Here is a 23019-nt window from a genome sequence, read left to right as displayed (position 1 = left end):
CACGCTTGGTGAGAAAGGCTGGCCACGCACATCGATGCCGGGCACAACCGTCCGGCACGACCGGGAGGGCAATTCCTTATGTCGGTAGGCGAAGAGGTCCGCACCGAGCAGACCAGGCCGCAGCAGAGTCTTGGCACGGCGGCCGCGCGGAACCTGGCCACCACCACCAAGTCCGTACCCCAGATGCAGGAGATCAGCTCGCGCTGGCTGCTGCGCACGCTTCCCTGGCTCGACGTCCAGGGCGGCACGTACCGGGTGAACCGGCGCATGACCTTCGCCGTGGGCGACGGCCGGGTGACGTTCGTGAAGACCGGCGATCGCGTCGAGGTCATCCCCGCCGAGCTGGGCGAGCTGCCGGCCCTGCGGTCGTACGAGGACGAGGAGGTGCTCTCGGAACTGGCGCAGCGCTGTGTGCAGCGGGAGTTCGGCCCCGGCGAGGTGATCGCCTCGTTCGGCGGCCAGGCCGACGAGGTCTACCTGCTGGCGCACGGCAAGGTGGAGAAGGTCGGCACCGGCCCTTACGGCGACGACGCGGTGCTAGGCGTCCTTGCCGACGGCGCCTACTTCGGCGACCAGGCGCTGCTCGACGGGGACGCCATCTGGGAGTACACCGCCCGCGCGGTCACCGCCTGCACGGTGCTGGTGCTGCCCCGCCAGGAGGTGGAGCAGATCGCTGAGCGGGCCGAATCCCTGCGCACGCACCTCGAGGAGCGGCGTGCGATCCCCGAGCAGCGCACCAACAAGCTCGGTGAGAAGGCCATCGACCTCTCCGCCGGCCACAGCGGCGAACCGGACATCCCGCACACCTTCGTCGACTACGAAGCCCGGCCCCGCGAATACGAGCTGAGCGTGGCCCAGACCGTGCTGCGCATCCACTCGCGCGTGGCCGACCTCTACAACCAGCCGATGAACCAGACCGAGCAGCAGATCCGGCTGACGGTCGAGGCGCTGAAGGAGCGTCAGGAGCACGAGCTCGTCAACAACCGCGAGTTCGGCCTGCTGCACAACTGCGAGTACGACCAGCGGATCCAGCCGCACGACGGCGTGCCCGGGCCGGACGACCTGGACGAGCTGCTGAGTCGTCGGCGCGGCACCAAGCTGCTCCTGGCCCACCCGCGTGCGATCGCCGCCATCGGACGCGAGCTCAACAGGCGCGGGCTCGTCCCCGAGACGATCGACATCGCCGGCAACCGCATCCCGACCTGGCGCGGTGTGCCGATCTACCCGTGCAACAAGATCCCGGTCACCGAAGCCCGTACGTCATCGATCATCGCGATGCGTACCGGCGAGCAGGACCAGGGCGTCATCGGTCTGCGCGCCACCGGCATCCCGGACGAGATCGAGCCGAGTCTGTCGGTGCGCTTCATGGGCATCAATGAGCAGGCCATCATCAAGTACCTGGTCACGGCCTACTACTCGGCCGCGGTCCTCGTGCCGGACGCGCTCGGCGTCCTGGAGAACGTCGAGATCGGCCGCTGGCAGTGACGCCCGGCCTCCCGAACGCCGTGTTCCCGCCCTTCGGGGCGGGTACACCCCAGGGGTACGGAGGCGGGCGTATGGGGGAGGTGGGTCCATGACAGAGGCTCGGCGCGGCGCCACTGAGGCGCGTCACCCCACCGGAACGCTGGAAAGGCACGGGCCCATCGGCACCCAGCGGGAGACGGAGCCGGGTACGACGTCCGACGGACAGGGGCCGGTGGTGCTCGACGGGCAGGAGCCGGCGGTGGTGTCCGCCAGACACGAGGCGGCGGTCCCTGACGGGCACGAGGCGGTGGTGCTTCTTCGGGAGGCGCGGGCGTCGGTCGACCCCGAACTGCGGTCCGCCATGAACTCCTTGCCCTCTTCGATGCGCCGGACCGCGCTCTACCACTTCGGTTGGCAACACGCGGACGGCACCCCCGCTGCGGGCAACGCCGGCAAGGCCATCCGCCCCGCGCTCGTCCTGACCTCGGCCGCCGCGCTGGGCGGTCCCGGGGCCCGGACGGCGGCGGTACGGGCCGCGGCGGCGGTGGAACTGGTCCACAACTTCACGTTGCTGCACGACGACGTGATGGACCGCGACGCCACCCGACGCCACCGGCCGACCGCGTGGGCCGTGTTCGGTGACGCCGACGCGATCCTCGCGGGGGACGCCCTCCAGGCGCTGGCCCTGCGACTGCTCGCCGCGGACCCGCACCCGGCGGCCGCGGCGGCGGCCACCCGGCTCGCCGACTGCGTCATGGAGCTGTGCGAGGGGCAGCACGCGGACACGGCCATGGAGGGGCGGGCCCCGGGCGACGTCACCCTCGACGAGACGCTCGCCATGGCCGAGGCCAAGACGGGCGCCCTGCTGGGGTGCGCCTGCGCCCTCGGCGCGCTGTACGCCGGTGCCACCGACGAGGACGTCGAGGCCATGGACGCCTTCGGCCGTGAGGCAGGCCTCGCCTTCCAGCTCATCGACGACGTCATCGGTATATGGGGCGACCCCCGCCGTACCGGCAAGCCGGCCGGCGCGGACCTGGCCGCCCGCAAGAAGTCGCTGCCGGTGGTCGCCGCCCTCGCCTCCGGTACCCCGGCCGCCGCCGGACTCGCCGAGCTGTACGCGACGCCTTACAACGAGGGCAAGGAGGACCTTGAGCGCACCGCACTGGCCGTGGAGCGGGCGGGCGGGCGGGACTGGGCACAGGCCCAGGCGGCCGACCGGATGGCCAGGGCCATGCAGGAACTGGCCCGCGCCGTACCCGATCCGGAGGCGGCGGGCGGACTGCTCGCGCTGGCCGAGTTCGTGACCCGTCGCAGCACCTGACGGCTGCCCGGCCGGCCCGGCAACCACATCCTGCCCGGCCGGTCACGCAAGACCCCGGAGCCCGAGCAGGACCGTACGGACCTGACCGACGTACGGCCGCACCGCCGAGGGCTCCGGTTCGGCGGGTCCCGCACTTCCCCACGGTGTGCGGGGCCCGCTTTCTTCCGGCGTGCGACCGGAACACCCCGCAGCCCGCCGTCGCCGACGACTAGGCTCAACCGCCGTACGTGCGAGCGGTGTTGGGTCGAAGGGACGGGCGGACATGGGTGTGGAGATCCGGACGGCGGGGCAGGGTGACCGGGAGCTGGTCGTCCGGCTGCTGGACGAGGCCTTCCAGGACGATCCGGTGAGCAGCTGGGTCTTCCCCGACGAGGAGTACCGCCGCCGGACCCACCACCGGCTCATGGCCGCGTTCACCGACGCCGTGCTCGCCGGCGGGCGTATCGATCTCGCCGAGGACGGCGCGGCCTGCGCGCTGTGGTTGCCCGTACCGGCGGACGGGCATACCGACGGCGAGCCGGACGGTGACGCCTGCGAGGCGGCCGGTGACGTCCCCGTCCAGGTGCGCGAGGCCGTCGACCCGGACAACGAGCGCGTCGAGCTGGTCGCCCGGCTGACGGACGGCGTCCATCCCTCCGGCCGGGCCCACGCGTACCTGTGGATGATCGGCGTGGTCCCCGGACGGCAGGGCGAGGGCCTGGGCACCCTGCTCATCGAGTCGGTTCTCGACCGCTGCGACCGAGAGGGGCTGCCCGCCTATCTGGAGGCGAGCAGTGCTCGCAGCCGGGGACTGTACGAACGCCTCGGCTTCCAGTTCACGGGCCGGCCCCTGGACCTGCCGGACGGTCCCCGGATGTGGCCGATGTGGCGGGAGCCGCAGACCGTGGCGGCCGTCTGACAGCGGAAAGCACGGAGTTGTGGTGCGGACGCACACCAGGAAGCGCTGAATGTCTTTCGTAGGACGGCCACATGGGCAACGCTTCCGGCGATCCGGCTGATGACGCGGATGCCGGCCGGCCTCGGGGCGACGGGCGTCAACGGGTCGCACGCGGCTGAAGAGTACAGTGCGCGTTCACGAGAGACGAGAGTGGTTCTGGAGCGTAGGTGACCGGAGTTCCTGTGATCGCGGCGGATGGTGCGACGGTCGCGCTGGGTGACACCATGCTGCTCGCCCCTACGACGTTCGATGCGTCGCCGGGCGAGCTCTGGTGTGTGACGGGCGGCAACGGCACGGGCAAGACGACGCTCCTGCGTGCCTTCCTGGGCAGCCGGGGCCTGACGGCCGGGTCGGTCTCGGTGATGGGCGAGCCCGCCGACATGACCAAGCCCCGGCACCGGCGGCACGTGGCTTCGCTGGTGGAACCGATACCGGTCGCCCGTGACATGACGCTGCGCGAGCAGGTGACACTGGTCGCCGCCTCCTGGTACGGCAACACCCCGGCGACCACCGAACGGGCCGAACAGGTCGTCGAACGGCTGGGACTGGCCGCTCTGGGTGAACGCTTTCCCCACCAGGTCTCGTCCGGGCAGTCCCAGCTCTTCAGCCTCGCGCTGACTCTCGTCCGCCCCGCCGATGTCGTACTGCTCGACGAGCCCGAGCGTCACCTCGACAGACACCGCGTCGATCTGGTGGCGGCACTGCTCGCGGAACGGGCGGAGCAGGGCACGGCGTTCCTGGTCGCCACCCACGAACCCGCTCTCGTGGACGTGTGCGACGGCCGCGTGGAGCTGGGATGACGACACAGGACGTCGTGGCACCCGACGCCGAGGCCGGCGACCGCGTCCACGCCGTCCGGCACCGCTACGCACGCCGCGGTGACCGGGCCACGGTGAGTAGCCGCGCGTACACCGCCTACCTTGTCACTTTGTTCGGCGTCTTCTTCCTGGTGCCGGCCCTCCACGCCGCCAGTGAGTCGCCGGGGCTCGTCTCGCTGCGAACTACCGCCGACGCGACACCCGTGGCCTGCGCGCTCGCGGTGACGGCGTGCTGGGGCGCCCAGCTCACCGGCCGGTTCTGGGGGCCGCTGGTGCTCCAGCCCTTCCTGCTGCACGTGTTCATGTCCACGGACCTGTCCCCGGCGGGCTACCTCGGCGCGATCGCCCGGCGCCGACTGGCGTACGCCGTTACCACCCTGCTGCTGACGGTGTGCGCGACGGCGTATCTCACGACCGACCTGTTCGATCACCCGGGCATCGCGACGCGGGCCGTGGCGGTCACGGTGGCGCTCAGTGCCCTCACGGCGGCCGCCTGGCTGTGGGGCCAGGTCCGATCGGTGTCCGACAACCTGGTCTTCGCCTCCGCCGCGGGCGTCGTGGCGCTGGTCGTGACGGTGACCGGCCGCATGACCACGGACGGCACGGACGCCCTGTGGTTCCTCGCCGGGCTGCTGGCGGCCACCGCCGCGGCCCTCGGACGGACGGCCTTCCGAGCGATCCGGACGGTCGACCTGGCCAGACTCGCCCGCGAGTCGGCACGCGCCTCCCAGGCCCAGGCATACGTGTTGACGGGCACGCTCCACCACGCGCTCGACCTCTACCGGCCGGAGCCGCGTGGACTCACCTCGGCTCTGTTCCGTCCGGACGGACGCTTGCGCGGGCATCTCTCCGTGGGCGTGGTCCGGGCGCTGCGCACACGCGGCCGCACGCTCGCGGCCGTGACGTTCCTGCCGGCCGGCGGCGCCTTGCTGACGCTCGGAGCGGCCGGGGCCGACGGGGGTCCGGCACCGCTGCCGTGGGCGGCCGGCGCCGTCTGCGTGTACCTCGGGTCCGGCTGGGTGGGCGAGACCTGGCGTGGCCTGCGCGACGAGCTGACCCTTGCCCCGCTGTTCGGGGAGTGGTGGGGCGGAGTACTCGCCCGCACGCTGACGTGGCCCGTAACCGCCGTAACCCTCGGAACATCTCTGGGAGGCGGCCTCGCCGTCGTGGCCCGGTGGCCCCAGCACGGCGGACGCCCGGTGGACGCGGTCCTGCTCGTGGCCGGCTCGGTGGTGCTGGTCCTGGGCGCCAGGTTCCTGCGTGAGATGAAGACGCACCTGCCGCTCTCACTGCTTCTCCCCGTCGTCACGCCGTTCGGCGATCTCTCCGGGCTGGTGATCGTGGCCTGGCAGTTCGACGGATTCGTGGCGGTGCTGGCCGGCGTCGCCGTGATGAACGCCGTCCCGTCCGCGCCCGGTGCGGCGGTGCTCGCGCTCGCCGTGGCCGCCTGCTGCGCCTGGACGGGCCTGCGTCGGACGGGGTGGGCGCACCGGGGTCTGCTTTCCCGCCTCGGGCGGGTCTGAGGGGCAGCGGCCGCACGTCGAGGCGGCCGCACGCCGCGGGCCCCACGGCCACCCGCACGACCGCGGAAAGGGGACCGTGTGATGGAGGATCCACAAAAGAAGACCGCACCCGGTCCGTCATGGACGCCGTGCTCGGCGTACCGCGGAACGGGTGCGGACCGTACGACCGTACGACCGGCGTAACCGCGGTCGTACGGCATGACCGGTGATCAGGCCTTCTTGGTCTCCCAGAAGATCTTGTCGACCTGGGCGATGTAGTCCAGGGCCTTCTGGCCGGTCGCCGGGTCGGTCGAGCCCTTGGCGGCCGAGAGGGCCTTCAGGGTGTCGTTGACCAGCTGGTGCAGCTCCGGGTACTTCTCGAAGTGCGGGGGCTTGAAGTAGTCGCTCCACAGCACGGAGACGTGGTGCTTCGCGAGCTCGGCGCGCTGCTCCTTGATGACCGTGGCGCGAGCCTGGAAGTGCGGGTCGTCGTTGCCGGCCATCTTCTCCTGGACGGCCTTCACCGACTCCGCCTCGATGCGGGCCTGGGCAGGGTCGTACACGCCGCAGGGCAGGTCGCAGTGGGCGCTGACCGTGACCTTGGGGGCAAACAGGCGGGAAAGCATGCAGCCGTTCCTTCCTCGTGATCGTCTTCTCAGGGGGGACATTACTCCCTGGGAGGCCCGATTTCGCGAGTGCCCCCGTGGGCTTAGGACAAAAGTCCGGGGTGAGACTGAGACTGGTGGAGGAAAGACCGGGGAGGTGCCGGGTCATGCCGGAGCAGTTGTCGCAGGAGACCGAACGCGCGAGAGGGGCCCTGCCCTTCGGGCCGGCCGAGGTGACCGGGCCGTCGATGGTGCCCACGCTGCACCACGGGGACGTGCTCCTGGTGCACTGGGGGGCCAGGGTGCGGCCCGGTGACGTGGTCGTGCTCCGGCATCCCTTTCAGCAGGACCTGCTCGTGGTCAAGCGGGCCGTCGAGCGGCGCGGGGCCGGCTGGTGGGTGCTCGGGGACAACGCGTTCGCGGGCGGGGACAGCACCGACTACGGGGCGGTCCCCGAGGAGCTCGTGCTCGGCAGGGCGCGGCTGCGCTACCGGCCGTTGAGGCCGGGCCGGCGCTCGCCGTTCGCCGTGGTCCGCTGGGCACTGTCGGCGCTCAGGCCGGTGCTGACCGCCCGGTCCGCCTCCAGGCGCTTGCGGGCGCGGTAGGCCGCCACGTTGGCGCGGGTGGCGCAGCGGTCGGAGCAGTAGCGCCGGGAGCGGTTGGTGGAGGTGTCCAGGTACGCGTTGCGGCAGGGGGCCGCCTCGCACACGCCCAGGCGGTCCACGCCGTACTCGGTGAGGTGGAAGGCCAGGCCCATCGCCGCGATGGCGGCGAAACCGGCGGTCGCGTTGGACGGGTGGTCCGCCAGGTGCATGTGCCACAACGGGGTGCCGTCGTCGTCACGGACGTCGTGGCCGGAGATCTGCGGGCTCACCGGGAACTCCAGGAGGAGGGAGTTCAGGAGGTCCGCGGCGAGGGTCTCGTCGCCGCCGTCGGCCGCCTCGAAGACCGCCCGCAGCCGTCCCCGGACCGAGCGGAACCGGGTCACGTCCGCGTCCGTGGCGCGCCGGGCCGCGGACTGGTTGGCGCCGAAGAGCTCGCGGACGGCCTCGACCGAGGTCAGGGAGTCCTGTCCCCGTGCCGGTTCCTCGGTGTTGACGAGGCGTACGGCGTAGTCCGAGTAATAGGCCAGTTCCACTTGTAGTCCTTACGAAGGGGCTCTATGGTCATGCCTGCGGTCAGGTAATGGCTGATCGTGACTCCAGGGTATTACTTCACGTGCGCGACGGAGGGGCTCGATGACGGACGCGGACATCGCCACTGCCCGCACGACCACCACGACCGCCGCGGACTGGCAGGCCTGGCAGGTCAGCTGGGACCGGCAGCAGGAGTGGTACATGCCGGACCGCGAGGAACGCTTCCGGACCATGCTGGACATGGTCGAGGCCCTGGTCGGGCCCGCACCGCGCGTGCTCGACCTCGCCTGCGGCACCGGGACCATCACGGCCCGGCTGCTCGCCCGGTTCCCGGAGGCCACCAGCACCGGTGTGGACCTCGACCCCGCGCTGCTCGCCATCGCCGAGGGCACCTTCGCGGGCGACGAACGGGTCCGTCTGGTCACCGCCGACCTCAAGGATCCCGACTGGCCGGCGAAGCTGCCGCACGACTCCTACGACGCCGTCCTGACCGCCATCGCCCTGCACTGGCTCCACGCCGAACCCCTCGCGGCCCTCTACGGTCGGGTCGCGGAACTGGTCCGCGACGGTGGTGTCTTCATGAACGCGGACCACATGATCGACGAGACGACGCCCCGGATCAACGCGGCCGAACGTGCCCAGCGGCACGCGCGGATGGCGGCCGCCAGGTCACAGGGCGCGCTCGACTGGGCCGAGTGGTGGCAGCTCGCCGCCCGGGACCCGGTCCTCGCCGGGCCCACCGCCCGCCGCTTCGAGATCTACGGCGAGCACGCCGACGGTGACATGCCCCCGGCGGCGTGGCACGCGCGCGTGCTGCGTGAGAAGGGTTTCGGTGAGGCGCGGCCGGTGTGGTGCTCACCGTCGGACACGCTGCTGCTGGCGCTCAAGTAGCGGGGCGGCGACCCGAGGACAGCCGAGGGGGCGGTACGGAGTTCCGTACCGCCCCCTCGTCGCACGGGCGTTCAGAGGACCTTGGACAGGAACGCCTTCGTCCGCTCGTGCTGCGGGTCCGTCAGGACGGCGCGCGGGTTGCCCGACTCGACCACCACGCCGTCGTCCATGAAGACCAGGCTGTCGCCGACCTCGCGGGCGAAGCCCATCTCGTGGGTGACGACGACCATCGTCATGCCGGACTCGGCGAGGTCGCGCATGACGTCGAGGACATCGCCGACCAGTTCCGGGTCCAGGGCCGAGGTCGGCTCGTCGAACAGCATCAGCTTCGGGTCCATGGCGAGGGCCCGCGCGATGGCGACGCGCTGCTGCTGGCCGCCGGAGAGCTGCGAGGGGTAGTTGCCGGCCTTGTCGCCCAGGCCCACGCGCTCCAGCAACTGGCGTGCGCGGTCCCTGGCCTGGGACTTGCTCACGCCCTTGACCTGGACCGGCGCCTCCATGACGTTCTGCAGCGCCGTCATGTGCGGGAACAGGTTGAAGCGCTGGAAGACCATGCCGATGTCCCGGCGCTTGACCGCGACCTCGCTGTCCTTGAGCTCGTAGAGCTTGTCGCCCTTCTGGCGGTAGCCGACCAGCTCCCCGTCGACGTACAGCCGCCCGGCGTTGATCTTCTCCAGGTGGTTGATGCAGCGCAGGAAGGTCGACTTGCCGGACCCGGAGGGCCCGATGAGGCAGAACACCTCGCCCTGCTTCACCTCCAGGTCGATGCCCTTGAGTACCTCGACCGCGCCGAAGGACTTGTGGACGCCCTCGGCCTTGACCATGGCGGTCATGCCGCACCTCCCGACGTCTTGGAGCGGTTCGACAGGGACAGCAGGTTCGCCCTGATCTTCTGCATCGGGGTGGCCGGCAGGCTGCGGCTGGAGCCGCGGGCGTAGTAGCGCTCCAGGTAGTACTGGCCGACGCTGAAGACGGAGGTCAGCAGCAGATACCAGGCCGCCGCCAGGAACAGCATCTCGGCCGGGGCGCCGGAGGTCTGGCCGATGTCCTGGGCGACCCGGAACAACTCGGCGTACTGGACGACCGACACCAGTGAGGTCGTCTTCAGCATGTTGATGACCTCGTTGCCGGTCGGCGGCACGATCACGCGCATCGCCTGCGGCACCACGATCCGGCGCAGCGTCCTGGTGTGGCTCATGCCGAGCGCGTGCGCCGCCTCGGTCTGGCCCTCGTCGACCGCGAGCAGACCGGCGCGGCAGATCTCCGCCATGTACGCGGCCTCGTTCAACCCGAGACCGAGCAGCGCCGTCAGGAACGGCGTCATGAAGTCCGACCACTCGTCGCGGTAGAACGGGCCGAGGTTGATGTACTCGAAGACCAGGCCGAGGTTGAACCAGACGACCAGCTGCACCAGGACGGGCGTGCCGCGGAAGAACCAGATGTAGAACCATGCGATGGACGAGGTCACCGGGTTCTTCGACAGCCGCATCACGGCGAGCAGGATGCCGCCGACGACACCGATCAGCATCGCCAGGACGGTGATCAGTAGTGTCTTGCCCATGCCGGTCAGGACACGGTCGTCGAAGAAGTAGTCCGGGATCGCACCCCAGTTGATCTTGCCTTGGGAGAACGCGTAGACGACGGCGGCCAGCAGCGCGATCGCGACGACCGCGGAGACGTACCGCCCGTAGTGCCGGACCGGGATGGCCTTGATGGCCTCCGGTCCGGCCGGCGGGGTGTCGGCCGGACCGCCCGCCGTCTTGTCGATGTCAACAGTCACGGAAGTTGCCTTTCGGTGCCCGCCGCGCGGTCACTTGCCGCCGTTGATGGTGGCCTCCGTGACGGCGCCTTCCGCCACGCCCCACTTGTCCATGATCTTCTTGTACTCGCCGTTGGCGATCACCGCGTCCAGCGCCGCCTTCAGAGCGTCCCGCAGCTGGGTGTTGTCCTTGGCGACCGCGATGCCGTACGGCGCGGCCTCGACCTGCTCGCCGACGAGCTGGAAGTCCTTGCCGCCACCGGAGGTCTTCACCGCGTAGGCCGCGACCGGGAAGTCCGAGGAACCGGCGTCGGCACCGCCCGCGCGCAGGCGGGTCTGGGCCTGCTGGTCGTTGTCGAAGGCCTCCATGGAGATCTTCTTGCCGGCCGGGCACTTCTCGTTCTCGGCCTTGGCGAGGTCCTCCGAGACCGTGCCGCGCTGCAGCACGAGCTTCTTCCCGCACAGGTCGGACCAGGTCTTGATGCCCTGGTCGTCACCCTTCTTGGTGTAGATCGAGACACCGGCGGTGAAGTAGTCCACGAAGTCGACGCCCTGGCCGACCTTCTTGCCGGTCTCCGAGTCGATGCCCTCCTGGCGTTCCTTGGTGTCGGTCATCGCGGACATGGCGATGTCGTACCGCTTGGAGCGCAGACCGGTGATCAGGGTGTCGAAGGTGCCGTTCTCGAACTCGAACTCCACGCCGAGCTGCTTGCCCATGGCGTCCGCGAGGTCGGGGTCGATGCCGACCGTCTCGCCGGACTTGTCCTTGAACTCGACCGGCGCGTAGGCGATGTCGGAGCCGACCTTGATGACGCCCTTGTCGCGAACGGACTGCGGCAGCTTGTCGGCCAGCGGAGCGCCCGCCGCGGACTGGTTGTCGCTGCCGCCGGAGTCGCTGTTCTCGGTCTGGTCGCCGCATCCGGTGAGCAGCAGGGCGCCTGCGACCGCGATCGCACCGACCGCTGCTAGCCGGGAGTGCGCGGCGGTCGTACGACGGGTGGAGCGTGCGGTCATGGTGGTTCCTCCGGCGGATGAAGGGAGATGCCGATGGGGACGGTGGAATTCCGGTGGGGCGCGACGCCGACCGGGGGACCACCCGACGTCGTGACTCGACGAGAGCACGCGCTTTCGAGCGTCGCGACCTCGTGTGATTACGGCATCTTGCCATTCGGACTCGGCCGTTCAGGGGGGACGTCATGTCAAAATCGGATAACGGGTGCCCCCTCGAACCGCACCAGGTCGGTACATCACGACCGAACCTTTACGGGAATCGACCCTTCCGACCGTAAGATCTTCGGCATTTCTCGATATGCGGGCATGGTTCGCGCGTGCGTGCGACGTTTGCGGGTCTGTTCTCCGGACCTGTCAAGGGCTGTCGAGAAGTTGGCCGGATCCCTGGCTATGAGTCATGTCACCGGCATGTGGCGTTCGAGGTCCGACATGTGAGCTTGCGCTTATCGGACTCGTCGCGGTGGGTGTCCGTCGGGTAAGAAGGTTCTTTACACCCCTCATCAGGGGCTCAGGGCGCGTGTGCGGCGCGCCCGTCGCGCAGGGCCCATGTGGTCCCAACGGCCATCTTCCTGCGCGGTGCCCGCCCATTCCTCACCAGGAATGGACAAACCCTCTCACCAAGAACTCTTAAGGGGTAAGACAAAGTGGCAGCGGAGATCGTCAATCCTCGCAGCGACAGCGACGCCAGTACGGAGCAGGAGGCGGGCGTGGAGCCCCTCGACTCCTTCGACCCCGCGTTCGCGCTGCATCGCGGCGGCAAGATGGCCGTGCAGGCCACCGTGCCGGTCCGTGACAAGGACGACCTGTCCCTGGCGTACACGCCCGGCGTCGCGAAAGTGTGCAGCGCGATCGCCGAGCAGCCCGACCTCGTCCACGACTACACCTGGAAGTCGTCGGTCGTGGCGGTCGTGACGGACGGTACGGCCGTGCTGGGACTCGGGGACATCGGACCCGAGGCCTCCCTTCCGGTGATGGAAGGGAAGGCGATCCTCTTCAAGCAGTTCGGCGGTGTGGACGCGGTCCCGATCGCGCTCAACTGCACGGACGCCGACGACATCGTCGAGACGGTGGTACGGCTCGCGCCCTCCTTCGGCGGTGTGAACCTGGAGGACATCTCGGCACCGCGGTGCTTCGAGATCGAGCGCAAGCTCCAGGAGCGCCTCGACATCCCGGTCTTCCACGACGACCAGCACGGCACGGCGGTCGTGACACTCGCGGCCCTGCGGAACGCCGCGCGGCTGAGCGGGCGGACGCTGGGTGAGCTGCGGGCGGTGATCTCGGGCGCGGGCGCGGCCGGTGTCGCCATCGCCAAGATGCTGGTGGAGGCCGGCATCGGGGACGTCGCGGTCGCGGACCGCAAGGGTGTCGTCTCGGCCGACCGGGACGACCTGACCCCGGTCAAGCGGGAGGTGGCCTCCTTCAGCAACAAGGCGGGGCTGTCCGGCTCATTGGAGGCGGCCCTGTCCGGCGCCGACGTCTTCATCGGCGTCTCCGGCGGTACGGTGCCGGAGCCGGCGGTCGCCTCGATGGCCGAGGGCGCGTTCGTCTTCGCGATGGCCAACCCGAATCCCGAGGTGCACCCGGAGGTCGCCCACAAGTACGCGGCGGTCGTCGCGACGGGGCGCTCGGACTTCCCGAACCAGATCAACAACGTGCTGGCGTTCCCGGGTATCTTCGCGGGCGCGCTGCAGGTGCGGGCGTCCCGGATCACCGAGGGCATGAAGCTCGCGGCGGCCGAGGCGCTGGCCTCCGTGGTGGGCGACGACCTCGCCGCGGACTACGTCATCCCGTCCCCGTTCGACGAGCGCGTCGCGCCGGCGGTTACGGCCGCGGTGGCGGCGGCGGCCCGGGCGGAGGGTGTCGCGCGCCGGTGACGGTGTGATGCGGTGTGTGGTGTACGGCCTCGCCCTTGGTGGGCGGGGCCGTTCGCTTTTCGGGTGGGCGGCGTCGGTGCTGGGCGGGGGTGGGTGGTGTGGCCCGGCGTTGCGGGATGCCTCCCCCACTCTCGGCTTCGCTCGAGTGGGGGGACCCCCATCGCCCACCCGTGCCGCCCTGGGGGTACCTCCCAGGCCGTTCAGGCACTGGGGGAGGCACGACCACCCGCAACTACGCTGCATGACTGCCCGCAGCGGCGCGGCGCGGTGACAAGAGGGTGTGTGTCACAGGGCGTCGTGGTTCCGGTCGGCGGGCGGGGAACCTATCGTCGAGGTCATGTTCGCTGTCTACGCCGCCCGAATCGACCGCGACCAGCCGCTGACCGGCCTGGAGTTGGGAGAGCGTCCGGCTCCCGAGGCCCGTCCCGGCTGGAGTGTCGTCGATGTCAGGGCCGCCTCCCTCAACCACCACGACCTGTGGTCCCTGCGCGGCGTCGGCCTCCCGGAGGACCGACTGCCGATGATCCTCGGCTGCGACGCCGCCGGTGTCGACGAGGACGGCAACGAGGTCGTCCTGCACTCCGTGATCGGTCAGACCGGCCACGGGGTCGGCCCCAGGGAGCCCCGCTCCATCCTCACCGAGCGCTACCCGGGGACGTTCGCCGAGCAGGTCGCCGTGCCGACCTGGAACGTCCTGCCCAAGCCGAAGGAGCTCTCCTTCGAGGAGGCGGCCTGCCTGCCGACCGCCTGGCTGACGGCGTACCGGATGCTGTTCACCAACGCCGGGGTGCGTCCCGGTGACTCGGTGCTGGTGCAGGGCGCCGGCGGCGGGGTCGCCACGGCCGCGATCGTGCTGGGCAAGGCTGCGGGGCTGCGGGTCTTCGCCACCAGCCGGGACGAGGCCAAGCGGAAGCGAGCCCTGGAGCTGGGCGCCGTGGAGGCCGTCGAGCCGGGCGCGCGGCTGCCGCAGCGGGTCGATGCCGTCATCGAGACGGTGGGCGCCGCGACCTGGTCCCACTCGGTGAAGTCGCTGCGGCCGGGTGGCACCCTCGTCATCTCTGGTGCGACCAGCGGGGACCGGCCCTCGCACGCCGAGCTGACCCGGGTCTTCTTCCTGGAGCTCAGGATCGTCGGCTCCACCATGGGTACCAAGGACGAGCTGGAGGACCTGCTGTCCTTCTGCGCGGCGACCGGCGTACGTCCCGTCATCGACGAGGTGCTGCCGATGGACCGGGCCCGCGAGGGATTCGAGCGGATGGCCTCCGGAGGGCAGTTCGGCAAGATCGTGCTCAGCGGTTCCTGACGGGCTTCTCCAGATCGTCAGATCGTTCACGGCGGGTTCGGATGTCCGGACCCGCCGTTCGCGTTTTCCCGTGCCGCTCTCGGCATGTCAACCGGGATTGACGAGCGAAGGCGTGTCAACCTACATTGACATCATGAGTGAAGCAACGGATCTCGCCGCACGTGCGGGTGATCGCGACCCTCGGGTCGGGCTGCGGGCGGTCGCCGCACTGCGGATGCTGCTGGAGCAGCTGGAGGCGGTGCAGGTGCGCAGCGCGCGCAATCAGGGATGGTCGTGGCAGGAGATCGCCACCGAACTCGGGGTCAGCAGGCAGGCCGTGCACAAGAAGTACGGGAGGCATTGATGTTCGAGCGATTCACGAAGGACGCCCGGGCCGTGGTGCAGGGGGCGGTCGAGCAGGCCGAAGGGGCACAGGCCGTCGACGCCGAGCACCTGCTGCTCGCCCTGCTGGACTGTGAGGGCAGCCGCGCCTCCTTCGCGCTGTCGGCGCTCGGAGCCGGTCAACGCAAGGACGCGGTACGGCAGGCCCTTGCGGAGGCACGGCGCCGTGCCGGCCTGACGCGGGCCGAGGCCGAGGCCCTTGCCGGGCTGGGGATCGACGTCTCCGAGGTCGTCGCCCGGGTGGAGGAGACCCATGGCGTCGGCGCGATGTCCGGCGACCGGAAGCGCAAGCGGTGGTGGTCCGGGCATCGCGCCTTCAGCAAGGGGGCCAAGCAGGTGCTGGAGCAGGCGCTGCGGACCGCCGTCGCCCGGCGCGACCGGCACATCGGGGACGAGCACATCCTTCTTGCCCTCACCGTCCGCCCCGGCGTGCCCGCCGAGGTGCTCGCCGACCACGGGGTGACTCACGAGTCGCTGACCGGGGTGCTGGGCGGTGGCGCGGGGGAGGCCTGCGCCTGACGTGCGCGGCGCCCCCGGGCGAGGCGCCTTCGGCGGTCGCCGGGGGAGCCGCGCCGCCGGGCTCAGGCCTTCGGTGCTCGCAGTATCGCCCCGATGTGCGCCGCGGCGGTCGACAACTGGAGGCGGGCGTCGCGGAGCTGGTCGGTCGTGACTCCGTGGTCCCGGGCCGCGTCGCGGATGTCGTCCCGGAAGCGGTCGAGCAGCCGGTCCAGGTCGCGGGCCGGGTCGCCGGTGGTGTCCGAGGCGTCTTCGTGGGCCCAGGACGGGGCGTAGCCGGCCGGGAAGCCCTTGGGGGCGTCGGAGTACTCCGGGGTGGCGGAGTACTCGGGCCGGTGGGCGGTCGTGCCGGTGTCGGTGCGGCCGAAGCCCCAGTCCTTGCCGAACTCCTTTCCGAAGTCCTTTCCGAAGTCCCCGACCTCTTTGGCCAGTTCGCTCAGGCCCTCGCGCAGCCCCGTCGGCCAGTCGCCCCGCGTGAAGTGGTCCTGCACCTGCTCCTGGACCCGCTGGGCGATGCGCTGCACCTCTTCCTGTGCCTGCACCCGGGCCCGCTCCTGGGCCTCCTTGGCCTGGCGCCGGGCCCGCTGTGCCTCGTCACGGGCGCGGCGGCTCTCGTCCTTGGCGCGGCGGGCCTGCTCCTTCCACTCCTGCTTGACGCGCCGCATCTCCTCCTTGGCGGCGCGCCACGCCTCCTTCTCGGCCGTGTCCGCGGTACCGTCGGCGGAGCCGTCGCCCTCGTCGTGCGCGGCCGAGCCGGTGCCCCGGCGGGCGGCCCCGGCCGCGGCCCGCATCTCCCGGCGCAGATCGCCCGCCGCACCGCGCACGTCGGCCCGGATCTCGGCGGCGAGCTCGGCGACCGACTCCCGGATCTCCAGCTCCAGGTCGGCCAGCTCACCGCTGCGGTCGGCCAGCTCGGCCCGGCCGGCGTCGGTGATGGCGTACACCTTGCGGCCGCCCTCGGTGGTGTGGGTGACCAGCCCCTCGGCCTCCAGCTTGGCCAGGCGTGGGTACACCGTGCCCGCAGACGGCGCGTACAGGCCCTGGAAGCGCTCTTCGAGGAGCCGGATCACCTCGTACCCGTGGCGCGGGGCCTCGTCCAGGAGCTTGAGGAGGTAGAGGCGGAGGCGGCCGTGGGCGAAGACGGGGGACATGTCAGAGCACCTTCTTGTCGGTCGTGCTGTCGGCCGGGGCGCCGGTGGCGCCGGAATCCCGGCCGGAAGCGGAATTGTCCCCCGAGTCGTCCTGTGCGTCGTCCGCCGGGCCGGTGTCCCGCGCATCGCGCTCCCACGGCGTGTCCTCCGCTGTCGGACGGCGCAGCAGGGCGATCGAGCCGGAGATGGTGGTGGCCTTCAGCCGGCCGTTGCCCGCGCCGAGCCGGCCGGTGATGCGCTTGGCGCCCCACTGGCCGCCCACCCGAAGGTCCTCGAAGGCGCTGGAGACCGTCCCACTGGCCGTGTTCGCCTCCACCTCCGCGTCGGCGGGCTGGGGCAGCCGGATGGCGATCTCGCCCGAGGCGCTGGTCAGGTTGACGTCGGTGGGCCCGCCGGCCGTGTCCAGGTCGACGATCATCGAACCGCCCACGGAGTCGGCCCGGACCGAGGAGCCCGCCTCCACCACCGTCAGGTCACCGGAGACGGAGTGGAAGCACAGATCTCCGCTGAGGGCCTGCGCCTCCACGTTCCCCGAGACGGTGTCGGCGCGGACCGGGCCGGAGAGGCTCACCAGCGTCGTGTCTCCGGAGACGCCCTTCACCTCGGCGCGTCCGTCGAGCCCGGAGACCATGGCGGTGGCGCTGACCACGCCCACCTCCACGCGGGTCCTGGCCGGCACGGCCAGCGAGACCACCGCGCTGCGGCGCCAGCCCTTGCGGTCGAGCCACTTGAGGAAGCCCTTCCAGGGCAGGTCCTCGTAGGCCACGGTGAGCACGCCGTCCTGGTGGGTCACGACGAGGGGCGGTCCCTCGATCTCGGAGATCTCCAGGCGGGCGGAACCCTCGCCCGTGCCCACGACGTTCACTGTTCCATTGACGATGCGTACCTGGAGCTTGCTCACGGACTCGTCGAAGGTGAGTTTCCTGGGTTCCGCGACGGACCACTCGGGCATGGTGCAGACCTCCTCGACAGAACGCGCCATATCGCATCCACCACTATTCACGATATATCGCGGGCATGGAAAGTCAAGACACCCGTTCTGGTGATCAATGCTCGGCCAGGAGGGCTGGATTGCCCTAACTTGTGAACATGTCGACGGAAGAGTCCGTATCCGCTCCCGCTTCCGGTGCCCTGCTGCTGTGCCGTGCCGAGCCGGACTCCGTCGCCGCCGTCGCCCCGTTGCTGGGCGAACGCATGACGCTGCTCCGGGCCGGCGAGGAGTGGAGCGCGCTCGTCCCGGAGAGCGGTCCCTGGCTGCACGGCGACGAACCGGTCGACCGCGTGCTCACCGGCTGGGCCGCCGCGCTGGCCGTCGGTGCCCCGTGGCCCGCACTCGCCCTGTGGTGGGACGCCGACCGGGCCGGCTGCACGCTCGCGTCCGGTTTCCGCCGTCCCGTCGGCTACGTGTGGCTCGCGGCCGGCACTCCGGTCGGCGAGGACGAGGCGATGCGCACCTTCGCGAACCGTCTCGGCCTGGATCCCGTACTGGACGTCCAGTCGCTGGACCGGTTGACCTGGCCGGACCCCGAGGCCGACGCACGTACGAGACTGCGCGGGCTGCTCGGCGTGCTCACGCGCGCGGGAGTCGCCCTGCCCACCGGACTCGATCCCGGCGAACCGGCCGGCCGTCTCGCCGCCGCCGCCCGCGCCGTGCCCGACGCCCGGCGGACCGAGGCCACCGGGCGACGCCCGGCCGCGGACGAGAGCCGTCTCGCTCCCTGGATGCCCTGGGTGGGCGGCCCCGGAGCCCGCGTCCTGGCCCTGGCCCAGATGGCGGCGGGCCTGCCACTCACCGCTTGGGGCCTACGGCGCCGCAGCGGGGGCTGGACCACGGCGGGGGTGCTGCTGGTCGCGCACGGCGCGCTGGGGGTCGTGTACGGGCTCACCCGGCGTCCGTGACAACCCTAGGAGGCGTTGGCGGGTTCCGGGTGGGATCCCGAGCGGGTTGTTCCGGGTGGGGTCCTCCCGGGCGGGACTACTGGCCGGGCCGGGTCCCCGGGCGGGACTGCTGGGCTAGGACCCCGGGCGGGACTGCTGGGCTACTCCTCGTCGTCCTCGTCGTCCTCGTCGTCCAGCCGCGCCAGCCACGTCGCCAGCCGCTCCACCGGAACCTCGAAGTCCGGGTTGAGGTCGACGAAGGTCCGCAGCTGCTCGGCGAGCCACTCGAGGGTGACCTCCTCCTCGCCGCGCCGCTTCTCCAGTTCCTCGATGCCGCGGTCGGTGAAGTACAACGTGCTCTCCGTCGGATGGATCGGACAAGGTGTGGACAAAAGCTGAACAAAGGCGGATCTCCTGCGGAGCCGCTGGTCCCAGGATAGGCGGTGGACGACATGCCGAAGGGCCCGGTCCGCGTTCGTCGGAACGCGGACCGGGCCCTTCGGTGTGCCATCAGGTCACGTCAGGCCTGTTCGCAGGCTCAGGCCTCGAACACCTCACGCATCAGCTGCTCCTGCTCGGCCTGGTGCCGCTTGGCGGAACCGACGGCCGGGGAGGAGCCGTGCGGACGCGAGATGCGCCGCAGACGCTCGCCGTGCGGGACGTCGGCGCCGACCGCCAGGTCCAGGTGGTCGATCAGGTTGAGCGCGATGAACGGCCAGAAGCCCTGGTTCGCCGGCTCCTCCTGGGTCCACAGGTACTTCTCGGCGTTCGGGTACTTGGCGATCTCCGCCTGGAGCTCGGCACCCGGCAGCGGGTACAGGCGCTCGATGCGGATGATGGCCGTGTCCGTGATGCCGCGCTTCTTCCGCTCGGCGTCGAGGTCGTAGTAGACCTTGCCGGCGCAGAAGACGACCTTCTTGACCGCGGCGGCGTCGACCGAGTCGTCGCCGATGACCGGGCGGAACTGGCCCATCGTGAACTCCTCCGCCTTCGAGGCCGCGGCCTTCAGGCGCAGCATCGACTTCGGGGTGAAGACGACCAGCGGCTTGTGGTGCGGGTTGTGCACCTGCCACCGAAGGAGGTGGAAGTAGTTCGACGGCAGGGTCGGCATCGCGACCGTCATGTTGTTCTGCGCGCAGAGCTGGAGGAAACGCTCCGGGCGGGCCGAGGAGTGGTCCGGGCCCTGGCCCTCGTAGCCGTGCGGCAGGAGGAGGGTGACGCCGGAGGTCTGGTTCCACTTCTGCTCGGCCGACGAGATGAACTCGTCCACGACCGTCTGCGCGCCGTTGACGAAGTCGCCGAACTGCGCCTCCCACATCACCAGCGCGTCGGGGCGGGCCAGCGAGTAGCCGTACTCGAAGCCCATCACCGCGTACTCGGAGAGCAGGGAGTTGTAGACGTTGTACCGGGCCTGGTCCTCGGACAGGTACAGCAGCGGGGTGAACTCGTCGCCGGTCTCGCGGTTGATGAGCACCGCGTGCCGCTGGCCGAAGGTGCCGCGCTGCGAGTCCTGGCCGGACAGCCGGACCGGGACACCCTCGAGGAGCAGGGAGCCGACGGCGAGGGTCTCGCCCATGCCCCAGTCGATGGTGCCGTCCTCGACCATCGCCGCCCGGCGCTGCAGCTGCGGCAGCAGCCGCGGGTGCACGGTGACGTGGTCGGGGATGTTGACCTGGGACTCCGCGATCCGCTTGACGGTCTCGGCGGTGACCGCGGTGTTCACGGCGACCGGGAACTCGGCCTGCGGGTCGGAGGGCTCCGCGGCGGCCGGCTGCGAGGCGGCCTCGCGGACCTCGGTGAAGACCTTCTCCAGCTGGCCCTGGTAGTCCTGCAGCGCCTGCTCGGCCTCTTCCAGGGTGATGTCTCCGCGACCGATGAGGGACTCGGTGTACAGCTTGCGCACCGAGCGCTTCTTGTCGATCAGGTCGTACATCAGCGGCTGGGTGAAGGCCGGGTTGTCGGTCTCGTTGTGACCGCGGCGGCGGTAGCAGATGAGGTCGATCACCACGTCCTTGTTGAACGCCTGGCGGAACTCGAAGGCCAGCCGCGCCACGCGGACGCAGGCCTCCGGGTCGTCGCCGTTCACGTGGAAGATCGGGGCCTCGATCATGCGGGCCACGTCCGTCGCGTACATCGAGGAGCGCGAGGACTCCGGGGCGGCGGTGAAGCCGACCTGGTTGTTGATGACGACGTGGACCGTGCCGCCGGTGCGGTAGCCGCGCAGCTGCGACATGTTCAGGGTCTCGGCCACCACGCCCTGGCCCGCGAAGGCCGCGTCGCCGTGGACCGCGACCGGCAGGACGGTGAAGTCGGTGCCGCCCTTGTTGATGATGTCCTGCTTGGCGCGGGCGACGCCCTCCACGATCGGGTCGACCGCCTCCAGGTGCGAGGGGTTGGCGACCAGCGAGACCTTGATCTGCTCGCCGTCCAGGCCGGTGAAGGTGCCCTCGGCGCCCAGGTGGTACTTCACGTCACCGGAGCCGTGCATCGACTTCGGGTCGAGATTGCCCTCGAACTCGCGGAAGATCTGCGCGTACGACTTGCCGACGACGTTGGCCAGCACGTTCAGCCGGCCGCGGTGGGCCATGCCGATGACGACCTCGTCCAGGCGGGACTCCGCCGCCGAGTCGATGACCGCGTCCAGCAGCGGGATGACGGACTCGCCGCCCTCCAGGGAGAAGCGCTTCTGGCCGACGTACTTGGTCTGCAGGAAGGTCTCGAAGGCCTCCGCCGCGTTCAGCCGGCGCAGGATGCGCAGCTGCTCCTCACGCTCCGGCTTGGTGTGCGAGCGCTCGATGCGGTCCTGGATCCACTTGCGCTGCTTCGGGTCCTGGATGTGCATGAACTCGACGCCGGTGGTGCGGCAGTACGAGTCGCGCAGCACGCCGAGGATGTCACGCAGCTTCATCAGGGACTTGCCGGCGAAGCCGCCGACCGCGAACTCGCGCTCCAGGTCCCACAGGGTGAGCCCGTGCTCGGTGATGTCCAGGTCGGGGTGCTTGCGCTGCTGGTACTCCAGCGGGTCGGTGTCGGCCATGACGTGGCCGCGGACCCGGTAGGAGTGGATCAGCTCGAAGACGCGGGCGGCCTTGGTGACGTCGTCGTCGTGCGAGGCGTCGATGTCCTTGAGCCAGCGGACCGGCTCGTAGGGGATGCGCAGCGCCTCGAAGATCTCGTCGTAGAAGCCGCTCTCGCCGAGGAGGAGGTTGGCGACCTGACGCAGGAACTCGCCGGAGGCGGCGCCCTGGATGACCCGGTGGTCGTAGGTCGACGTGAGCGTCATGACCTTCGAGATGCCGAGCTTGTTCAGCGTGTCCTGGCTGGTGCCCTGGAACTCCGCCGGGTAGTCCATCGAGCCGACGCCCATGATGACGGCCTGGCCGGGCATCAGGCGCGGCACCGAGTGGACGGTGCCGAGGCCGCCGGGGTTGGTCAGGGAGACCGTGACACCGGAGAAGTCGTCCATCGTCAGCTTGCCGTCGCGGGCGCGGCGGACGATGTCCTCGTAGGCCTGCCAGAACTCGAAGAAGTTCATGGTCTCGGCCTTTTTGATCGCCGCGACGACCAGCTGGCGGTCGCCGTTGGGCTTGACCAGGTCGATGGCGAGGCCGAGGTTGACGTGCGCCGGCTTGATGAGCGTCGGCTTGCCGTCCTTCTCGCCGAACGAGTAGTTCATGGCCGGCATGGCCTTGATGGCCTGCACCATCGCGTAGCCGATCAGGTGCGTGAAGGAGATCTTCCCGCCCCGGGCGCGCTTGAGATGGTTGTTGATGACGATGCGGTTGTCGAACAGCAGCTTCACCGGGACCGCGCGCACGGACGTGGCCGTGGGCAGCTCCAGCGAGGCGTTCATGTTCTTCGCGACCGCGGCGGCGGGACCGCGCAGGGTCACCAGCTCGGGACCGTCCGGGGAGGTGGTGGCCTCCTTGGCGGGCGCGGCGGCCTTGGCCTGCGGCTTGGCGGCGGGCTTGGCCGGGGCCTGAGCCGGGGCCGGCTTCGCGGCCGGAGCTGCCGCGGCAGCGGGCTGCGTGGCCGGCTTCGCGGCCGCGGCGGCCGGCTGGGCAGCCGGCTTGGCCGGGGCCGGAGCCTGCGGCGCGGGGGCGGCCTGGGGCACGCTCCCGGAGTCCGTGCTCACGGCACCGGAGGCGGACTGGGCCGCGGCGGCTCCTGGCTTGTAGTCGGCGAAGAAGTCCCACCAGGCTCGGTCTACGGAGTTCGGGTCCTGGAGGTACTGCTGATAGATCTCGTCGACGAGCCACTCATTGGCACCGAACGCGGCAGCGGGGTTCTTGCCCGCGTTGCCCGCTTGGTCGGTGTCGGTCGAGATGCTCGAGTTACTGGGGGACTGTGGCGACACGGCGAGAACCGCCCTCTTCCGCTTCTTCACAAGATGGTGGACAGCGGGAATCAAGGCTACGCCTCCCTGACCCGGAAGGTCAGACCGGGATCGTTCATCGTCGCGTAAGTCACAT

At 70.6% G+C, this 23019-nt stretch carries 21 protein-coding genes; 12 read left to right on the top strand and 9 right to left on the bottom strand.

Annotated elements, in window-relative coordinates:
* Positions 1–78: 78 nt before the first annotated feature.
* From ABEA26_RS26240 to ABEA26_RS26220, 5 genes are all read left to right on the top strand, one after another.
* Positions 79–1485, top strand: coding sequence for a family 2B encapsulin nanocompartment shell protein (locus ABEA26_RS26240; RefSeq protein ID WP_345595816.1), 1407 nt, complete (start codon positions 79–81; stop codon positions 1483–1485).
* Positions 1486–1573: 88 nt separating this feature from the next.
* Positions 1574–2785: a family 2 encapsulin nanocompartment cargo protein polyprenyl transferase gene (locus ABEA26_RS26235; protein WP_345595815.1), complete on the top strand. Its 1212-nt coding sequence runs from the start codon at positions 1574–1576 to the stop codon at positions 2783–2785.
* 262 nt (positions 2786–3047) lie between these two features.
* Positions 3048–3683 carry a GNAT family N-acetyltransferase gene (locus ABEA26_RS26230; RefSeq protein WP_345595814.1) on the top strand — a complete coding sequence of 212 codons (636 nt, stop codon included), beginning with the start codon at positions 3048–3050 and terminating at the stop codon, positions 3681–3683.
* Between the two features lie 206 nt (positions 3684–3889).
* Positions 3890–4522 (top strand): ABC transporter ATP-binding protein, encoded by a 633-nt coding sequence (locus ABEA26_RS26225; RefSeq protein WP_345595813.1) that lies wholly within the window; start codon positions 3890–3892, stop codon positions 4520–4522.
* A complete protein-coding gene (locus ABEA26_RS26220; protein WP_345595812.1) occupies positions 4519–6063 on the top strand; it encodes a hypothetical protein in 1545 nt (514 codons plus the stop codon). Before ABEA26_RS26225 ends, ABEA26_RS26220 begins: the two co-directional genes overlap by 4 nt.
* Before the next feature lie 209 nt (positions 6064–6272).
* Here the strand turns inward: ABEA26_RS26220 and sodN are convergent, their stop codons facing one another.
* A complete protein-coding gene (sodN, locus tag ABEA26_RS26215) occupies positions 6273–6668 on the bottom strand; it encodes a superoxide dismutase, Ni (protein WP_055417908.1) in 396 nt (131 codons plus the stop codon).
* 146 nt (positions 6669–6814) lie between these two features.
* Here sodN and sodX point away from each other — a divergent pair, with 146 nt between their 5' ends.
* Complete coding sequence (gene sodX, locus ABEA26_RS26210) at positions 6815–7252, top strand: nickel-type superoxide dismutase maturation protease (protein ID WP_345595811.1); 438 nt, start codon at positions 6815–6817, stop codon at positions 7250–7252.
* Here sodX and ABEA26_RS26205 read toward each other — a convergent pair.
* Positions 7135–7785 (bottom strand): CGNR zinc finger domain-containing protein, encoded by a 651-nt coding sequence (locus ABEA26_RS26205; protein WP_345595810.1) that lies wholly within the window; start codon positions 7783–7785, stop codon positions 7135–7137. The two genes, sodX and ABEA26_RS26205, sit on opposite strands and share 118 nt — an antisense overlap.
* Positions 7786–7885: 100 nt before the next feature.
* Here ABEA26_RS26205 and ABEA26_RS26200 point away from each other — a divergent pair, with 100 nt between their 5' ends.
* Positions 7886–8674, top strand: coding sequence for a class I SAM-dependent methyltransferase (locus ABEA26_RS26200; RefSeq protein WP_345595809.1), 789 nt, complete (start codon positions 7886–7888; stop codon positions 8672–8674).
* Positions 8675–8745: 71 nt separating this feature from the next.
* Here ABEA26_RS26200 and ABEA26_RS26195 read toward each other — a convergent pair whose 3' ends face one another.
* The 3 genes from ABEA26_RS26195 to ABEA26_RS26185 are packed head-to-tail and all read right to left on the bottom strand — an operon-like array spanning position 8746 to position 11447.
* The gene (locus ABEA26_RS26195) at positions 8746–9507 is read right to left on the bottom strand and encodes an amino acid ABC transporter ATP-binding protein (protein ID WP_345595808.1); all 762 of its coding nucleotides are present in this window, start codon (positions 9505–9507) and stop codon (positions 8746–8748) included.
* Positions 9504–10454 (bottom strand): amino acid ABC transporter permease, encoded by a 951-nt coding sequence (locus ABEA26_RS26190; protein ID WP_345595807.1) that lies wholly within the window; start codon positions 10452–10454, stop codon positions 9504–9506. Before ABEA26_RS26190 ends, ABEA26_RS26195 begins: the two co-directional genes overlap by 4 nt.
* A 30-nt stretch (positions 10455–10484) precedes the next feature.
* Entirely contained in the window at positions 10485–11447 is a 963-nt protein-coding gene (locus ABEA26_RS26185) for an ABC transporter substrate-binding protein (protein ID WP_345595806.1), read from the bottom strand.
* A 641-nt stretch (positions 11448–12088) separates the two neighbouring features.
* Here ABEA26_RS26185 and ABEA26_RS26180 point away from each other — a divergent pair.
* The 4 genes from ABEA26_RS26180 (at position 12089) to ABEA26_RS26165 (ending at position 15521) form a co-directional block, all read left to right on the top strand.
* Complete coding sequence (locus tag ABEA26_RS26180; RefSeq protein ID WP_345595805.1) at positions 12089–13318, top strand: NAD(P)-dependent malic enzyme; 1230 nt, start codon at positions 12089–12091, stop codon at positions 13316–13318.
* Positions 13319–13655: 337 nt separating this feature from the next.
* Positions 13656–14621 (top strand): zinc-binding dehydrogenase, encoded by a 966-nt coding sequence (locus ABEA26_RS26175; RefSeq protein WP_345595804.1) that lies wholly within the window; start codon positions 13656–13658, stop codon positions 14619–14621.
* A 133-nt stretch (positions 14622–14754) separates the two neighbouring features.
* A complete protein-coding gene (locus ABEA26_RS26170; protein ID WP_121749540.1) occupies positions 14755–14964 on the top strand; it encodes a helix-turn-helix domain-containing protein in 210 nt (69 codons plus the stop codon).
* Entirely contained in the window at positions 14964–15521 is a 558-nt protein-coding gene (locus ABEA26_RS26165) for a Clp protease N-terminal domain-containing protein (protein WP_345595803.1), read from the top strand. Before ABEA26_RS26170 ends, ABEA26_RS26165 begins: the two co-directional genes overlap by 1 nt.
* 62 nt (positions 15522–15583) lie before the next feature.
* Here ABEA26_RS26165 and ABEA26_RS26160 read toward each other — a convergent pair whose 3' ends face one another.
* Positions 15584–16669: a PadR family transcriptional regulator gene (locus ABEA26_RS26160; protein WP_345595802.1), complete on the bottom strand. Its 1086-nt coding sequence runs from the start codon at positions 16667–16669 to the stop codon at positions 15584–15586.
* Position 16670: 1 nt separating this feature from the next.
* Positions 16671–17621 (bottom strand): DUF4097 family beta strand repeat-containing protein, encoded by a 951-nt coding sequence (locus ABEA26_RS26155; protein ID WP_345595817.1) that lies wholly within the window; start codon positions 17619–17621, stop codon positions 16671–16673.
* A 137-nt stretch (positions 17622–17758) separates the two neighbouring features.
* Here ABEA26_RS26155 and ABEA26_RS26150 point away from each other — a divergent pair, with 137 nt between their 5' ends.
* Positions 17759–18568 carry a hypothetical protein gene (locus ABEA26_RS26150; protein WP_345595801.1) on the top strand — a complete coding sequence of 270 codons (810 nt, stop codon included), beginning with the start codon at positions 17759–17761 and terminating at the stop codon, positions 18566–18568.
* Positions 18569–18708: 140 nt separating this feature from the next.
* Here the strand turns inward: ABEA26_RS26150 and ABEA26_RS26145 are convergent, their stop codons facing one another.
* Both ABEA26_RS26145 and ABEA26_RS26140 read right to left on the bottom strand, forming a co-directional pair.
* On the bottom strand, positions 18709–18900 hold the full coding sequence (locus ABEA26_RS26145) for a DUF6104 family protein (RefSeq protein ID WP_345595799.1): 192 nt from the start codon (positions 18898–18900) through the stop codon (positions 18709–18711).
* A gap of 185 nt (positions 18901–19085) precedes the next feature.
* A complete protein-coding gene (locus tag ABEA26_RS26140) occupies positions 19086–22904 on the bottom strand; it encodes a multifunctional oxoglutarate decarboxylase/oxoglutarate dehydrogenase thiamine pyrophosphate-binding subunit/dihydrolipoyllysine-residue succinyltransferase subunit (protein ID WP_345595798.1) in 3819 nt (1272 codons plus the stop codon).
* Positions 22905–23019 lie beyond the last annotated feature (115 nt).

The sequence above is a fragment of the Streptomyces marokkonensis genome (genome assembly GCF_039539045.1).
Lineage (GTDB): Bacteria > Actinomycetota > Actinomycetes > Streptomycetales > Streptomycetaceae > Streptomyces > Streptomyces marokkonensis.
The sequence above is the reverse complement of the archived record's forward strand: the minus strand, read 5'-3'. Positions and strand labels throughout refer to the sequence as shown.